Origin of the sequence: Comamonas sp. SY3, assembly GCF_041730275.1 — a bacterium.
In the GTDB taxonomy this organism is placed as follows: Bacteria; Pseudomonadota; Gammaproteobacteria; order Burkholderiales; family Burkholderiaceae_C; genus Comamonas; species Comamonas sediminis.
On record NZ_JBGTYN010000005.1, the window covers coordinates 51,737 to 66,168 of the forward strand.

The window sequence follows — 14,432 nt, forward strand, 5'->3', positions numbered from 1 at the left end:
CTTGGTTCAGGGCAGGGTGGAGTAGCTGGCGCGACCGATGGCCAGCAGCACGCCTTGGTCGTTGTACAGGTCGACATCGGCGACGCCGACCGACTTGCCGGCGCGGCGCACGGTGGCAACGGCCAACAAGTTGGTGTTGATGGCCGGGCGCAGGTAGTCGACGCGGAAGTTGATGGTGGGCAGGCCACGGCCGATCTGCATGCCGACAGCGAAGTCGCCCACCGTATCGATGATGGCGGCCAGCGGACCGCCATGCCATTGGCCGGTGTTCGCACCGCGCTCGAAGCCCGGCAGAAAAGGGGCGGCCACCGTCAGCACGCCCTTGTCATGGTCGACTTTCTTCACATCCAGCTTCAGCGATGCGATGAAGGGGGAGTTCTCGAAGATGGCCTGGATGTCGGCGGCGCCGAGTTTTTGGGGAGAGGGGATGCTCATGCGCCCACCAACACCTTGCCGAAGACGTTGCGGTCTTCCAGGCTGGCGAGTGCCTGCGCGCCTTGCTCCAGCGGCCATTGCTTGTTGACAAGCACTTTGAGCTTCTTGGTTTGCACCAGCTCCAGCAGGCGGTGCAGGTCCTGGCGCTCCCAACCGTTCGAGCCAAGGATCTGCAGCTCGAAGGTCCAGATGAAGCGCAGGTCTTCCTTCGGATCGTAGCCGGCGGTGGCGCCGCAGGTCAGCACGCGGCCTCCCACACGCAGCACGCGAAGCGATTGGGTCCAGGTATCGCCGCCGGTGAAGTTGACCACGACATCGACACCGCCTTGCGGACCGTTGCGGCGGCGGCCGGGCTTGCCGTAGCGTGTGTAGATGGCTTTGACGAAATCTTCTTCGGTATAAAGGATCACGTCGTCCGCGCCCAATTCACGCAGACGGTCGGCCTTTTCTTTGGAGCCGGCAGCAGCGATGACGGTGGCGCCGGCCAGCTTGGCCAGCTGCACGGCGCAGACGCCAACGCCGCCGCTGGCGCCGAGGATCAAGACCTTCTCTCCGGCCTTGACCTGACCAATGGTTTCCATCATGCGCAGCGCGGTGCCATAGGCCACCGGCAAGGCGGCGGCTTCAGCAAAGCTGACGTCTTCCGGCAGCTTGATCAACTGGTGCGCGCCGACGCGGCACAGCTCGGCCAGGCCGCCGTGGATGGTCTCGCCGACCAGGCCTCCGTTGACGCGGTCGATCGGATCCACCAGCACGCGGTCGCCGACTTTCCAGTCGCTGACGTTGGCGCCGACTTCCGCAATTTCACCGGCCACGTCCAGGCCGATGATGATCGGGAAATCCAGGCGGATGCCCGGCATGCCACGGCGCGTGAACACATCGTGGTAGTTCAGCGACGATGCCTTGACGCGGACGACGACGTCATCAGGGCCGGGTGTTGGATCGGGGAATTGGGTGTCCAGCGTCAACTTGTCGTTGCCGCCGTGTTCGTGCAAAACAATGGCTTTCATGGGGAAACTCGCATCAAAAAATTACCAGGAGGCCAGACCTTGCAAGGCCTGCTCCGTGATGTGAATGCCGTGGCTCAGCACCGATTGGCGCCAGCCGCTGGCATAAGGAACGAATGCGTCGATCAGGTCATGGAGAAGGATGTCGTCGCGGGTGGCATCCGCTGCCTGGCTGCTCTTGAAGCGCAGCCATTGGTCCAGCCGCAGCGCTTCGCCGACCTGGCGGCCGCGTGTGCCGAATTCGACGACGGCACCGGCCACCTGGCGGCCAGGCAAGAACTGCTCGACGCCACGGAATACCAGGCCTTGGTAGTTGGGGCGCGCCAAGCCGTGCGGACGCTGGTCGAGCACGCGCTCCTTGCCCCACCAGCTGGCGGCTTGTTGCTGCTCCTCGCTGCCTTCTTCGTTGAAGCACAGGAAGAACGGCTCGCCGTATTCGCCAATGCCGGTGTGCCAGTCGATCAGCGCCACTTTTTGCGACTGCGCCAGGTGCTCGCGCAGGATGGTTTCCAGGGTCAGGTTCGACCACTCACGCTGCTCTCCGCCATAGACCAGCCCTTGCGGATACTTGTATTGACCGCTGGCGGTGGCGTTGAAGGTGGCGTCTGCACCGTGTGCTTCGCGGAAGGCATCGACCGTTGCCTTGACGGCTGCCAGACCGGCCTGCGTCCACTGCGCCGGCACCAGGTGCGGGTGCAGAAGATCGTAGGCATCGTTGGGCGGATACGGCTCGCTGTGGTCGACAAAGTTGCGGTTCAGGTCGACGTTGTTTTCCGTTGTGCGTGTCTGGTGCGACCAGCCGTAGGGATTGATCGCGTGGATCAGCACCACGTTGGTGTCCGCCGGCAACGCGCGTGCGCTGCCGGTGGCCAGCCAGCCGATCTGCGCGGCCGAACCGGCAGCACCTTCGAGTCCGTGCGTGCCGCTGATGAGCAGCAAGGTGCGCGTTGCATCCGCAGGCCCGAGCCGGGCGACGTCGATGCGCAGCGGCTGGCCATCGGGCGTCGTCCTGTCGGGGTGCGTGTAGCTGTGTACCGACGCGCCGACCGATTGGGCTTGCGTGATGAAGCGCAGGCGCGCATCGGCGTAGTCGCGCGAGAAAGCCTGCCAGTATTCCGGAATGGTGCCGGGCAGTGGAGCCTCTACCGTAGATGCGGTGCTCATATTTGTTTCTCCTGCCCGAAGGCTTGCAAGCTGCCAGCCGCGATACCAGTGGTTTGCAGCGCCACCGCCACCGGGCCTTCATCGGTGTCGGCGAAATCGTTGAAAAGCGACGTGGCACGCTGGCCAGGCGGAAAGCACCGCAGCTCGATGTAGTTGGCATCGAGGATCAGCGTTTGGTTGGTGGTTCCGGTGTGGTGGCGCCCCTGGGGCGCAAGTGAGAAGCCCAGCTTCTGGTACGACGCGGTGGCGGCTTGCAGATCGTTGACGCGGACAATGGAATGGTCCAGCCCGGTCACGGAAGGCAGTGACATCAAAGGTTCCTTGCTTGCTTGAAAGGGGGCAAGGTTCGCATGCAGCGCTGATGCGCGTCTACGAAGATTTCTTAATATTGGTATGCGGATTTTGGGTCGGCCGTCACTGTCTTCACTCTCTCCCGCTCGGCATGAAGCGGGGTAATCGGCGAGGTGTTGCATGGACCGGTTGCGTTGGCAGACTCAAGCGGGTTGCTGCCCCAAGCCGGTTTCCCGGCAGTTGCTGCTGCCCATTCAGACGGCTTGGAGCGTCGCCTCGCAGCCTCGTCGGATCAGCCCACACCCTGGCCATTCACGGCGCTGCCGGCAGCCCGGTGGGATGTCAGCTGCTGGATGGCAGAAAAATCAAACCGTTCCAGCAGATCGCGGAGCGCAGCGAAGAAGGGTGCGCTATCGCCCGAGGCGCTTTGGACGTCGATCCAGCGCTCCATATCGCTCAGGCGGCCCTGAAGCGCCAGATGGGTGAGTTCCTCCAAAGCCTGGTCTGCCGGCATGGCGTGCGGGGTTGGTGCAGCATCTCCCGTCTGCTTGGCAGGCTGCATCGGTGTTCGTGCCAGAACGGGCCACTCTGCCCTGGGGCCCTCGGTTAGTGGTGCAAGAAAGCTGAATGAAAACGTCGCTCCTGCGCCCGCGGTGCTCGTGACTCTCAGGGAGCCCCGATCGCCGAGACAATGCGTTGTGCAATGAACAGCCCCAATCCGGTGCTGCCGTTTTCCTCCTGCATTTGCTGGAAGGCGCCAAAAATACCAATGCCCCCGGTCCAGGTCAATGCCTATTCCGGTATCGCTGACCGCAAAGCACAGCCCGCAGCCGTTTGCCTCCGGCCTGGCATGGGATCCCAGGCGCGGCTAGCATGTGCGGTTGATCCCTTCAAGCACCATTGAGAGACCCTGGCTGCCACAGGCACCAGGCGTCTTGACAGCGCCTTATGACATCCGAGTTTGCACCACGCCCACCATCCGGGTTTTCGACAGCGGTACCGCTATCCACCTCCCATTCGCTCACTGTCAAACGTCGCGTCCAGGTCGTCGTGGTGGGGGGCGGCATCATGGGTGCCTCGGCAGCCTGGCATCTCGCCCATGCCGGTACCGCAGTGACCTTGGTCGAAAGCGCTCCACAAAGCCGCACCACCGCGACCTACTGCTCTTTTGGCTGGGTGGGATCCAGCGCGAGTACCCCCTCCAGCAACCCTGCCGCCTTCGCCGAAAGGCTCCAGGCCCTGGAAGCGTTCGCAGCGATCGAGCGCCAACTCGGCCCGCTGCCCATCGCTGCGCGCGGAGCGCTGCTGTGGGGGGCCAGTGAAGAGGAAACGGCGGCGATGATTTCGGAGCACAGGGCGGCTGGTACGCGAATGGAAGGACTGGCCGAGTCCCAGATCGCTGACAAGGAGCCGAGGCTGGCACAGCGGCCGCCTCTGGCCGCCTGGGCGCCCGACGATTTCGCAGTGGAGCCCGCGCTATTGGCACGCCAGTTGCGGGCCGGCGCTCTGGACTTGGGCGCATGCGTGCGCCACGGGACGGCAGATGCCGTTGAAGTGGCCGGCAACCGGGTGGCCGCGGTCGTTGTGGACGGGCAGAAGCTGGTGACAGACACCGTCGTGCTGGCCAACGGCTTTGGCGCGGGCGCACTGGCGTTGACCGCCGGCGTTGATCTTCCCATTGGCCAGTCGCCGGCCGTGCTGCTTCGATGGGATATGCAGGCCCATGGCCTTCGTCACCTCCTCTGCGCTGACGATGTAGAGCTTCGGCCCGCGCTGGCCGGTGGACTGGTGTCGGCCGCGGACTATCCGCGCGCGGGTGAAGCCGGCTTGCCCGCGCTTGCCGCCCGCACGGGCCACCAGGTCGCTCAGCTGTTGGGGCTCGCGAAGGTGCCACCTTTGCGGTCCGTAGGCGCTGCCCAGCGCCCGATGACGTCCGACGACCGGCCGCTGTGCGGCTATGTGGAGGGGATCGACGGGCTGTTTGCATTGGTCGCGCATCCTGGCGTGATCCTGGCACCGTTCTTGGGCCGCCGCTGCGCGCAATCCGTTCTGGGGGCTTGAGGCGGACAGTGGCCGTCGGCCGAACCAGGCCGGTGGCACGCGGCCCAGGGCGCCCCGTAGCCGCTGCACTGCCAAACCCCTGCAGGACTGCTGTCTGCCGGCGCGGATTTTGTGGGCAGTCATTGCGCTACTTCACCAAATAAGCTGCAAAAAAGCAAAGGTCTATTGAATAAGGGGTTACATTGGGTCAATATTCTTGAAAGGCGCCACCATGTCGACCCTGTTGGGTTACTTCCTCTATTCAAGTCGGCTGGCTCCCGATTGCGATCCCACCGAAGTGGGCGCCATTGTGAAGGTGGCGCGGGAATTCAATGCGCTGCACGGCATCACCGGCATCCTGGTGTTCGATGGTGAGCGATTCACCCAGTACATCGAAGGTCCCGGTAGCGAAATCGATGCACTCGTTCGCAATCTTGTCCGGGACCGCCGGCATACGGACTTTCTGCAGCTGAATGCCGGCAGCTCGCTGGAAGAGCGGCGCTATGCGACATGGTCGATGGGTTACAGCGATGTCAGCCTGGAAGAGCTGGACATCGACCTGATGGCCACCATTGATGGGGATGCGGCGCTGGACCTGTTTACGACCGCCGTCGCGGAATTGGACCGTTTGTAACCCGTTGACAGCAGCAGCGGTGGCACACTCGGTGCTGCTGTCCCGGTGCCTCCTGATCCCCCGATCAGCGATCCGCTCAACTTTCATCCCACGATGGCGCAGCCGCCATACATTGCGCCGTCACCGCCTGGTTGGTGGTGACAACAGCGCAGGCAGGCCCTCTGCCGCCGTGCTGCCATACCCTCTGCATGCGCATGGTGCAGCGCCTGCAGCGTCTTAGCCCAGCACGGTCCTTGCCGCCAGCGCTGAAGGGGCCGGCCAGATGCGGCCGGGTGTGAATCCCGGCATGCTTGCGCCTAGGCTCCGGCCGCCTCGCCCATCCTCGTTCGTGTCACCCGCAGTTTGTACGACCAGCCCTTCGGACAAACGGGGTTGCAGTCCCACCTGCGTTTTCCGCTACCGGCACTAGGATGTACTGGCGTGCGGTGCCACATGTCCCGGGCCGGGCCACGGCACCGCGCAGCGCCAGGCGGGACATGCTGGAAAGCTGGAGAGCGCCGCTATGGCCTCCGCGACCCACTGCTCCGTTGCATGCCAAGCCCCCATGCGTCGCCTCGAACGCCCTGGCCTGGTCAGCGCTGTCCCATTGCATGCGCCTTTTTCCGGCGCGCCACCAAGGAACCCACGATGACACATTCCGACGATGCTGATTTTCCGGCAAGGCTGAGCGCTGACGAGGCGGCCTTGCTCCAAGCAATGCCGCAACTCCAGGGCGTAGGCCAGGCACGGCGCAGCTTCATGATCCACTCGGCTGCCGGCAGTGTGGGCCTGTTTGCCGCTGATCTGCTGGCGCAGGAGGCGGCGCTGGCGCAGATGCCGCTGCCCGACGGCGCGGCGGTGGCGCCCACCAATGCGCAGAACGTCGTGAAGGTGACTTTCCAGGTCAACGGCACAGCGCAGACGCTTGAGCTCGACTCGCGCGTGGTGTTGCTGGACGCGTTGCGTGAGCATCTGGCGTTGACGGGCTCCAAGAAGGGCTGCGACCAGGGGCAGTGCGGCGCCTGCACGGTACTGGTGGACGGCCAGCGCGTGCTGTCCTGCCTGACCCTGGCGGCGACGCTGGAAGGGCGCGAGGTGACCACCATCGAGGGCCTGGCCCAGGGCGAGCAGCTGCACCCGGTGCAAGCGGCCTTTATCAAGCACGACGGCTTTCAGTGTGGCTACTGCACCCCGGGGCAGATCTGCTCGGCCATCGGTGTGCTCGACGAGGCCCAGCGCGGCCATGTCAGCCATGTCACGGGCGACGTGCGCAAAACCACCACCCGCCTGACGGACGAAGAAATCAAGGAACGCATGAGTGGCAACATCTGCCGCTGCGGTGCGTACCCGGGCATGGTTGCGGCCGTGCAGGATGTCCATTCAGGGCGGCAAGCGGCCCAGACCTGGGGCTACGCCACCCAGACGCAGATCGCGTCCGACCGCAAGGAGGATGGCCATGCGACCATTTGAATATCTCCGGGTGTCCGATGCCGCGTCCGCCGCCTCGGCCATCGGTGGTGTGCCAGGCGCCCAGTTTCTCGCTGGCGGCTCCAACCTTGTCGATCTGATGAAGGAGGATATCGAGCGGCCCACGCGCCTGGTCGACATCCGCCAACTGCCGCTGCGGCAGATCCAGCGCAGCCGCGCGGGACTGTCGCTGGGCGCGTTGGCCACCAACACCGAGACCGCGAACCATCCCCTGGTGCGCGAGAACTATCCGCTGCTGACCCAGGCCATCGTCGCAGGCGCCTCGGGGCAGTTGCGCAACATGGCAACCAATGGCGGCAATTTGCTGCAGCGCACGCGCTGCAATTATTTTTATGACACTGCCTCGCCCTGCAACAAGCGCGAGCCCGGCACCGGCTGCGGTGCGCGCGAAGGCCTGAACAAGATCCATGCGGTGTTCGGCTGGAGCGATGCCTGCGTCGCCACCTACCCGGGCGACATGGCCAACGCGCTGTATGCCCTCGATGCCAGCGTGCGCGTGCGGGCCACGGACGGGCGCGAGCGGCTGGTTCCGATTGCCGATCTCCACCGTTTGCCCGGCGATACGCCGCAGCACGATACCAACCTGGGGCATGGCGACCTCATCGTGGCCATCGAGCTGCCCGTTGCGTCTGCGGAATTTGCCAGGCATTGCCACTATCTGAAAGTGCGCGACCGCAGCTCCTACGCCTTTGCGATGGTGTCCGTGGCAGCAGCGCTGCAACTGGAAGGGGGCACCATCCGCCAGGCGCGCGTGGTACTGGGCGGCGTTGCCCACAAGCCCTGGCGCAGTGCCGAGGCCGAGGCGGCCCTGGTGGGCCAGCGTGCCGACGAGGCAGTTTTTGCCAAGGCCGCCCAAGCGGCGCTGAGCGGTGCCAGGCCGCTGGCCCATAACGGCTACAAGGTGGAGCTGGGCCAACGTTCCGTGGTGCGGGCGCTGATGCGTGCCGCCCAATGGGTTTGACGGCGAAGGAGGATCACCATGGCACGTTATCTAGGTAAAGGGACCACCCGCGTGGACGGGGTGGCCAAGGTCACTGGCAAGGCCAAGTACACGGCTGAATTCCAGGTGCCGCATGCCGCCTATGGCTTTGTCGTGCTGAGCACGGTGGCCAAAGGGCGCATCACGGCCATCGACACCGGCGAGGCCGAGCAGGCGGCCGGCGTGGTGCGCGTGTTCACCCATCTCAATGCCGGGCGGCTGGGCAAAGCGCCGGCTGCCGATGCAGAGCCGCAATGGGCCTGGCCGCTGCAATCGGACCGGGTGTTTTTCAACGGCCAGCCGATAGCGTTGGTGGTCGCGGAAAGCTACGAGCAGGCGCGCCATGCGGCGCGTCTGGTCAAGGCCAGCTACCAGAGCGAGGCCCATACCACGGCGTTGGAGGCGGTGCTGGACAAGGCCAAGCCCTCGTCCGACAACACGCCCCCACGCGGTGACCCTGACAAGGCACTGCAAGCAGCGGCCGTCAAGGTGGACGCCGAGTACCACATCCCCATCAACCACCACAACCCGATCGAGCCGCATGCCGCGATCGCACTGTGGGAGGGCGACAAGCTCACGGTCTTTGACAAGACCCAGGAGGTCTATGGCGTGCAAAAGCACCTGGCCGAAGGCCTGGGCGTGCCGGCGGAGAACATCCGTGTGGTGTCGCCCTTTGTCGGCGGTGCCTTTGGCTCCTCGCTCAAGCCCAACTACTATCCCTCGCTGACGGCGATGGCCGCCCGCGAGCTCAAGCGTCCGGTCAAGCTGGTGCTGACGCGCGCGCAGATGTTCACCGCGCATGGCTACCGGCCGCAGACGATCCAGAAGGTCAGGCTGGGCGCAGATGCCCATGGCAAGCTGCAGGCGATGGTGCAGGAGGCTTTCCACAACACCTCGTCGTTCGAGACCTTCTCGGACAATACGACCGGATTTCTCAAGCAGGTTTATGCCTGCGAGAACCTGAACATGCCGCTGAAGGTGGCCGCCACCGACCTGGCCACCCCCACCTGGATGCGTGCACCCGGCGCAGTGAGCGGTATGTTTGCGCTGGAGAGCGCGATGGACGAGCTGGCCTATGCCCTGAAGATGGACCCGATGGAGCTGCGCCTGGTCAACTATGCCGAGGTGGATCCCGAGAGTGGCAAGCCTTTCTCCAGCAAGGCGCTGCGCGAGTGCTACCGGCTGGGGGCTGAGAAGTTCGGCTGGAAAAACCGCGAGCCAGAGCCGCGGTCGATGCGCGACGGCAAGCTGCTGGTGGGCTGGGGCATGGCATCGAGCGTGTGGGGAGCCATGCAGATGCCTGCAAGCGCCAAGATCACGTTCCGGCCGGATGGGACGGCGACCGTCTCGAGTGCCACCAGCGACATTGGCCCGGGCACCTACACCGTGATGACGATGATTGCGGCCGAGTTTCTGGGCCTGCAGCTGGACCAGGTGAGCTTTGAACTGGGCGACACGCGCCAGCCGAAGGCGCCTGCGCAAGGCGGGTCCTGGACCACATCCAGCGTCGGCTCGGCGGTGCGCGGCGCGGCCCTGGCCATCACCGCCAAGCTGCTGGCGCTGGCCCAGCGCGATGCCCACTCGCCTTTGCAAGGCGCCAGTGCTGATGATGTGGAGATGCTCGATGGCCGCTTGCAGCGCAAGAGCGATACGGCGCGTGGGGTGGATATTGCCGGGCTCATGCGCAGCACCGGCACGGACGAGATCACCGAGGTCTACCAATCAACCCCATCGCCCGAGCGTGACAAATATGCCTCGCTCGCCCATGGCGCGCAGTTTGTCGAGGTCAAGGTAGACCCCGATCTGGGGACTGTCCAGGTCACCCGCGTGATCGAGATCACCGCCTGCGGCAAGATCCTTAATCCGCTCGCCTCGCACAGCCAGGAGATCGGGGGAGTGGTGTGGGGCATCGGGATGGCGCTGGAAGAGGGCACCGAGGTGGACCACCGCACGGGGCGTTTCATGAATGCCAATTTGCAGCACTACCATGTGCCGGTCAATGCGGACATCCATGCGATCGAGACCGTGTTTGTCGAGGAGGACGACACCATCGTCAATCCGCTGGGGGTCAAGGGCATGGGCGAGCTGGGCATGGTCGGCATTCCGGCGGCCATCGCCAATGCCGTCTACCATGCCACCGGCAAGCGCATCCGCAGTCTTCCGATCACGCCGGACAAGCTGCTGTAAGTGCAACGTGTAAGGCAGCGGGCTGCGCACCGGTCCGCTGCAGTCCATCCGCTCGCCCCCGGATACGGTCAGCGGCGGGGTTGCAGAATGCTGTTCTTCACGGCCAGCACCTCGGCCATCGCGCTCACCGCGATCTCGGCCGGGGTCTTGCTGCCAATAGGCAGGCCCACTGGCGAATGCAGCCGCTGCAGCGATTGCTCCGTCTCGTCAAAGTGCTCGATAAAGCGTTGCTTGCGGCTGTCGGCGTTGCGCCGCGATCCTATCGCGCCGACAAAGAAAGCCGGGCTGTGCAGTGCTTCCAGCAGCGCCAGGTCATCGAGCTTGGGGTCATGGCTCAACGCCAGGATGCAGCTGCGCGCGTCTGGCTTCATGCTGCGCACGGCGTCGTCCGGCATTTCGGTGCTGAGCTGGGCGCCTGCCACCGACCAGGTGTCGCGGTGCTCGATGCGCGGATCGCAGACAGTCACCTCGAAGTGGTTGAACAGCGCCATCACGGCCACATACTCTGCCAGTGCGCCCGCGCCGATCAGCAGCATGCGGTACTGGGGCCCCAGGGTGACAGAGAGCCTGGCACCATCAAATTGCACCGCCTCGGGTGCCGAGGCATCTGCCAGGCTGACCCGCCCGGATTGGCAATCGACCGTGCGCTGCACCAGCTGCCCCGCCTCCAGACGTTGCACCAGCTCATCCATCACCGCTGGCGCCGGTGCAAACTCCAGCAGCAATTCCAAGGTGCCGCCACAGGGCAGGCCAAAGCGGTGGGCCTCGTCGGCCGTGATGCCATAGCGCACCAGCTCCGGCGTGGACTGCGGCAGGGGACTGGCGCCATAGGCGCTGGTGTAACGGTGCACCAGATCGTCCTCAATGCAACCGCCGGACACCGAGCCGATGCAGGGACCGTCTTCGCGCAGCGCCATCATCGAGCCGATGGGGCGGGGGGACGATCCCCACGTCTTGACGACGGTCACCAGCATGACGCGGTAGCCGCTGGCCAGCCAGCCGCGCGCGCAGCGCAGCACCCGCGCATCAACGTTTTCCATCGCTGGCCCCCTGTGCAAAAGCTCCGCTGGCCAGCAGCGCCTGTGCCCGCGCCAGGTCATCGCAGGTGTCGATATCGATGGCGATGCCAGGATCGTCCAGCAGCAAGCTGTGGGCCGTTCCCGCTTGCCGATGGTCACGCACAATGGCACTGGCCCCTGTGTCGCCCTGCAGCTGCAGCAATGCCTCACGGCAAGTTCTGCCAAAACCCACCGGGTGGCCCTGTTGATCGCCACATTGTGGAACCACCACCGCATGCGTGGCCAGGCTTTGCGCTACCGCTGTCAGGCTCTGCCAGCGCACCAACGGCAGGTCGCCAGGCAGGACAAGCCATCCATCGGCATCTGCCGTCGCCGCCACGCCCCGGGCAATCGAGTAGCCCATGCCGTCCATCCCGGAGGATGAAACACCCTCGGCACGGCGAACCACATGGCAGGGCAGGCCGGATGCCACAACGCTGCGCAGCACCTGCGCCAGCACCGTCCCATCGCCCAGCATCGCGTCGAGCTTGTGGGCCGTACCGCCCGAGTGCGCAAAGCGCCGGCCGTGGCCGGCGGCCAGGACCAGGACGGTAGGGCTGAAAGCTTGCAACATCTGGCTAGACCTCGGAATTGTGGCCTTGCACAGGCGGCACGCTGACCGGCTGCCTGCCGGTGTGGGGCTGGGCGTTGAATGGTGGCTGGAGCACAGGCAAAACTTTCGTGCGGAGGGCACACGATCCATGCTGTGCCCCAGGTGGTTCTCCCGCTCGATTCTGATGAAAGCGATCGCGGGAACTCATTTGTGAAGCTAATAAGTGTATTAAGTGCTCATCAGCCGGTGATGTCCCGAACCGAGGCAGTGTCTGTCAGACCAGATGGACAGTGGCGTAATCGCTTGGCAAGCCAGGTTCAGCCCAAACGCGCTCCGTTTCTCACATCGCCGCGTTGCTGCCGCACAGCGCATCCTCCAGCAGCCCCAGTGCAGCGCTGCGGGGCGCGCCCTTGCGCAGCACCAGCTCATAGGGCTCGCTGCGCGATTGGAGGGTCAAATCGATGATGCCGACCAGGCCGTTGCGCGAGAAGTAGGTCGCGATGTCGTCGGAGACCAGGGCCACCAGGTCGTTGTTGCGCCCGAGCATGGTGACGGTGGCCAGCGCCGAAGTGGTTTCGATCAGGTGCGAGGGGAAATGGAGTCCCGCTTCCTGGAACTCGCGCTCCAGCAAACGGCGCATCGGCATGCGGGCGCGGTACACCAGCCAGCGGCTGTCCTGCAGGTCTTGCAATTGCACGGCCTTGGCGCCCATGGCAGGGTGGCGCACGCTGGCAATCACCGACAGCGACTCCTGCTTGATGAACAGGGAGTCATAGACCTCGGGCGTGCGGCTGACCGAGGAGCGGCAGATCGCCGCATGGATCTGGCCGCGCTCGATCATGCCCAGCAAGGTCTCGCTGGTGTCCTCGATGATCTCCACCGACATGTGGGGCTGGCGCGCGAGCACGTTCGACAGCGCATCGGACAGCAGCGGCACCGCGCCCATGATGGTGCCGATGGCCAGGTGGCCGCCCACGCCGCTGGCGATGGCATCGAGCTCAAAGCGCAGCTGGTTGATGTCCGACTGGATCAGGCGGGCGAAACGCAGCGCGCAGTGCCCGGCCTCCGTCGGGATTAACCCTCGGTTTGTGCGTTCGAACAGGTCCACCTGCAACGTCGACTCCAGCTCGCGCAGCGCCTTGCTGGCGCCCGGCTGTGTGAGGCCGACTTTGTCCGCGGCGCCAAGCAGGGAGCCGCTTTCCTCGATGGCGATGAGCAGGCGCAGCTGCTTGGCATGCAGGCGCGACATGACGGAATTGAGGCTGGGGATGCCGCTGGCCATGAATAAAAGTTATATCGGTATGGGAAGTCGTCAGTGTACCGAATGGGCGGTGCTGCCTAGACTTCGAGCCTTCTGATAGCAATGGATATAACTGGTAAAACGTTATGGCTCTGATCAACTATGTGACCGAAGTGCGCTTTGGCGCCGGTGTGCTGGCGGAACTGAAGGAAGTGTGCGAGAAGCTGGGTATTACCAATCCTTTGATCGTGACCGACAAGGGTGTGGAGGCCGCTGGCATCATCGACCAGGTCAGGCAGGAGCTGGGCGCTGCCCGGTTCGGCCTGTTCAACGGCACACCGCCCAACCCGTCGGAGACGGCCGTGCGCGCCGGCGTCGAGGCGCTGAATGGCAGCGCCTGCGACGGAATCATCGCCGTGGGCGGCGGCTCGTCGATTGACCTGGCCAAGGCGGTGGCGGTATCGGCCCGCCATGCCGGGCCGCTGCGCCAGTTTGCGCTGATCGAGGGCGGTGCGCTGAGGATCACCGCCGCCACCTTGCCCATCATCGCGGTGCCCACCACGGCGGGCACCGGCAGCGAAGTAGGGCGTGGCGCCATCATCATCCTGGACGATGGCCGCAAGGTCGGCATCCTCTCGCCCCATGTGATTCCCAAGGTCGCCATCTGCGACCCCAACCTGACCCTGGGCCTGCCGGCGGGCCTGACAGCCGCCACCGGCATGGATGCGATTGCGCACTGCATCGAAACCTTTCTGGCGCCTGCCTTCAACCCGCCGGCCGATGGCATTGCGCTCGATGGCCTGTGGCGCGCCTGGCGCCATATCGAGGTGGCCTTCCGTGATCCCGCCGATGTGCAGGCGCGCAGCAACATGATGAGTGCCTCGCTGCAAGGTGCGCTCGCCTTCCAGAAGGGCCTGGGCTGCGTGCACAGCCTCAGCCATTCGCTGGGCGGCATCAACCCCAAGCTGCACCACGGCACGCTCAACGCCATCCTGCTGCCGGCGGTGATCCGCTTCAACCGGGGCGCAGAGTCGGTGGTGCGCGACGACAAGATCGCGCGCCTGGCGCAGGCCATGGGTCTGCCCGACGGCGTGTCGGTAGAGGAAGCCCTGGTCACCAAATCCCGCGCACTGCAGCTGCCCACCGGCCTGGCCGAGCTGGGCGTGAGCGAAGACCTGTTCGAGCGCATTGTGAAGGGCGCGCTGGCCGACCACAGCCACCGCACCAACCCGCGTGAGGCCAGCGCAGACGACTACGTCGAGATGCTGCGCCAGTCGATGTAAACCGGCACTTTCTAAAAACAGACGCAAGCCCGGCCCGCCGCCGCAACGGATGGCAGGCCGAAGGCTTGCGCACAGGCAGACATTGATAAACCAA

At 64.9% G+C, this 14,432-nt stretch carries 14 protein-coding genes; 6 read left to right on the forward strand and 8 right to left on the reverse strand.

Going from position 1 to position 14,432, the window contains the following annotated elements; genetic code table 11:
• Positions 1–6: 6 nt before the first annotated feature.
• The 5 genes from ACCQ08_RS08490 to ACCQ08_RS08510 all read right to left on the reverse strand — a co-directional run bounded on the left by ACCQ08_RS08490 (position 7) and on the right by ACCQ08_RS08510 (position 3,459).
• Positions 7–435 (reverse strand): PaaI family thioesterase, encoded by a 429-nt coding sequence (locus tag ACCQ08_RS08490; protein WP_373449480.1) that lies wholly within the window; start codon positions 433–435, stop codon positions 7–9.
• Entirely contained in the window at positions 432–1,445 is a 1,014-nt protein-coding gene (locus ACCQ08_RS08495; RefSeq protein WP_373449481.1) for a zinc-binding alcohol dehydrogenase family protein, read from the reverse strand. Before ACCQ08_RS08495 ends, ACCQ08_RS08490 begins: the two co-directional genes overlap by 4 nt.
• 21 nt (positions 1,446–1,466) lie before the next feature.
• A complete protein-coding gene (locus tag ACCQ08_RS08500) occupies positions 1,467–2,606 on the reverse strand; it encodes a M14 family metallopeptidase (protein ID WP_373449482.1) in 1,140 nt (379 codons plus the stop codon).
• Positions 2,603–2,917, reverse strand: coding sequence for a VOC family protein (locus ACCQ08_RS08505; protein ID WP_373449483.1), 315 nt, complete (start codon positions 2,915–2,917; stop codon positions 2,603–2,605). The genes ACCQ08_RS08500 and ACCQ08_RS08505 overlap by 4 nt, the downstream gene beginning before the upstream one ends.
• A 272-nt stretch (positions 2,918–3,189) precedes the next feature.
• Positions 3,190–3,459 carry a hypothetical protein gene (locus ACCQ08_RS08510; RefSeq protein WP_373449484.1) on the reverse strand — a complete coding sequence of 90 codons (270 nt, stop codon included), beginning with the start codon at positions 3,457–3,459 and terminating at the stop codon, positions 3,190–3,192.
• 386 nt (positions 3,460–3,845) lie between these two features.
• Between ACCQ08_RS08510 and ACCQ08_RS08515 the strand changes: the two genes are divergently transcribed.
• The 5 genes from ACCQ08_RS08515 to ACCQ08_RS08535 all read left to right on the forward strand — a co-directional run bounded on the left by ACCQ08_RS08515 (position 3,846) and on the right by ACCQ08_RS08535 (position 10,204).
• Positions 3,846–4,958 (forward strand): NAD(P)/FAD-dependent oxidoreductase, encoded by a 1,113-nt coding sequence (locus ACCQ08_RS08515; protein WP_373449485.1) that lies wholly within the window; start codon positions 3,846–3,848, stop codon positions 4,956–4,958.
• Between the two features lie 211 nt (positions 4,959–5,169).
• Positions 5,170–5,571: a BLUF domain-containing protein gene (locus tag ACCQ08_RS08520; RefSeq protein ID WP_312415587.1), complete on the forward strand. Its 402-nt coding sequence runs from the start codon at positions 5,170–5,172 to the stop codon at positions 5,569–5,571.
• A 627-nt stretch (positions 5,572–6,198) separates the two neighbouring features.
• On the forward strand, positions 6,199–7,020 hold the full coding sequence (locus ACCQ08_RS08525) for a 2Fe-2S iron-sulfur cluster-binding protein (protein ID WP_373449486.1): 822 nt from the start codon (positions 6,199–6,201) through the stop codon (positions 7,018–7,020).
• The gene (locus ACCQ08_RS08530) at positions 7,007–7,999 is read left to right on the forward strand and encodes a xanthine dehydrogenase family protein subunit M (protein ID WP_373449487.1); all 993 of its coding nucleotides are present in this window, start codon (positions 7,007–7,009) and stop codon (positions 7,997–7,999) included. The genes ACCQ08_RS08525 and ACCQ08_RS08530 overlap by 14 nt, the downstream gene beginning before the upstream one ends.
• Before the next feature lie 18 nt (positions 8,000–8,017).
• Positions 8,018–10,204, forward strand: coding sequence for a xanthine dehydrogenase family protein molybdopterin-binding subunit (locus ACCQ08_RS08535; RefSeq protein WP_373449488.1), 2,187 nt, complete (start codon positions 8,018–8,020; stop codon positions 10,202–10,204).
• Positions 10,205–10,272: 68 nt separating this feature from the next.
• Here the strand turns inward: ACCQ08_RS08535 and ACCQ08_RS08540 are convergent, their stop codons facing one another.
• The 3 genes from ACCQ08_RS08540 to ACCQ08_RS08550 all read right to left on the reverse strand — a co-directional run bounded on the left by ACCQ08_RS08540 (position 10,273) and on the right by ACCQ08_RS08550 (position 13,097).
• Entirely contained in the window at positions 10,273–11,244 is a 972-nt protein-coding gene (locus ACCQ08_RS08540; RefSeq protein ID WP_373449489.1) for an XdhC family protein, read from the reverse strand.
• Positions 11,231–11,836, reverse strand: a complete 606-nt coding sequence (locus tag ACCQ08_RS08545) for an NTP transferase domain-containing protein (RefSeq protein ID WP_373449490.1) — start codon at positions 11,834–11,836, stop codon at positions 11,231–11,233. The genes ACCQ08_RS08540 and ACCQ08_RS08545 overlap by 14 nt, the downstream gene beginning before the upstream one ends.
• A 319-nt stretch (positions 11,837–12,155) precedes the next feature.
• Positions 12,156–13,097, reverse strand: coding sequence for a LysR family transcriptional regulator (locus tag ACCQ08_RS08550; protein WP_373449491.1), 942 nt, complete (start codon positions 13,095–13,097; stop codon positions 12,156–12,158).
• A gap of 104 nt (positions 13,098–13,201) precedes the next feature.
• Between ACCQ08_RS08550 and ACCQ08_RS08555 the strand changes: the two genes are divergently transcribed.
• Positions 13,202–14,338 carry an iron-containing alcohol dehydrogenase gene (locus ACCQ08_RS08555; protein ID WP_373449492.1) on the forward strand — a complete coding sequence of 379 codons (1,137 nt, stop codon included), beginning with the start codon at positions 13,202–13,204 and terminating at the stop codon, positions 14,336–14,338.
• Positions 14,339–14,432: the final 94 nt, after the last annotated feature.

Excerpts from the sequence above, each read along its gene's own strand:
- ACCQ08_RS08525 (WP_373449486.1), top strand. The coding sequence starts at position 6,199 with ATGACACATTCCGACGATGCTGATTTTCCGGCAAGGCTGAGCGCTGAC.
- ACCQ08_RS08555 (WP_373449492.1), top strand. The coding sequence starts at position 13,202 with ATGGCTCTGATCAACTATGTGACCGAAGTGCGCTTTGGCGCCGGTGTG.
- ACCQ08_RS08495 (WP_373449481.1), bottom strand. The coding sequence starts at position 1,445 with ATGAAAGCCATTGTTTTGCACGAACACGGCGGCAACGACAAGTTGACG.
- ACCQ08_RS08500 (WP_373449482.1), bottom strand. The coding sequence starts at position 2,606 with ATGAGCACCGCATCTACGGTAGAGGCTCCACTGCCCGGCACCATTCCG.
- ACCQ08_RS08510 (WP_373449484.1), bottom strand. The coding sequence starts at position 3,459 with ATGCAGCCTGCCAAGCAGACGGGAGATGCTGCACCAACCCCGCACGCC.
- ACCQ08_RS08520 (WP_312415587.1), top strand. The coding sequence starts at position 5,170 with ATGTCGACCCTGTTGGGTTACTTCCTCTATTCAAGTCGGCTGGCTCCC.
- ACCQ08_RS08550 (WP_373449491.1), bottom strand. The coding sequence starts at position 13,097 with ATGGCCAGCGGCATCCCCAGCCTCAATTCCGTCATGTCGCGCCTGCAT.
- ACCQ08_RS08535 (WP_373449488.1), top strand. The coding sequence starts at position 8,018 with ATGGCACGTTATCTAGGTAAAGGGACCACCCGCGTGGACGGGGTGGCC.
- ACCQ08_RS08540 (WP_373449489.1), bottom strand. The coding sequence starts at position 11,244 with ATGGAAAACGTTGATGCGCGGGTGCTGCGCTGCGCGCGCGGCTGGCTG.
- ACCQ08_RS08505 (WP_373449483.1), bottom strand. The coding sequence starts at position 2,917 with ATGTCACTGCCTTCCGTGACCGGGCTGGACCATTCCATTGTCCGCGTC.
- ACCQ08_RS08515 (WP_373449485.1), top strand. The coding sequence starts at position 3,846 with ATGACATCCGAGTTTGCACCACGCCCACCATCCGGGTTTTCGACAGCG.
- ACCQ08_RS08545 (WP_373449490.1), bottom strand. The coding sequence starts at position 11,836 with ATGTTGCAAGCTTTCAGCCCTACCGTCCTGGTCCTGGCCGCCGGCCAC.
- ACCQ08_RS08490 (WP_373449480.1), bottom strand. The coding sequence starts at position 435 with ATGAGCATCCCCTCTCCCCAAAAACTCGGCGCCGCCGACATCCAGGCC.
- ACCQ08_RS08530 (WP_373449487.1), top strand. The coding sequence starts at position 7,007 with ATGCGACCATTTGAATATCTCCGGGTGTCCGATGCCGCGTCCGCCGCC.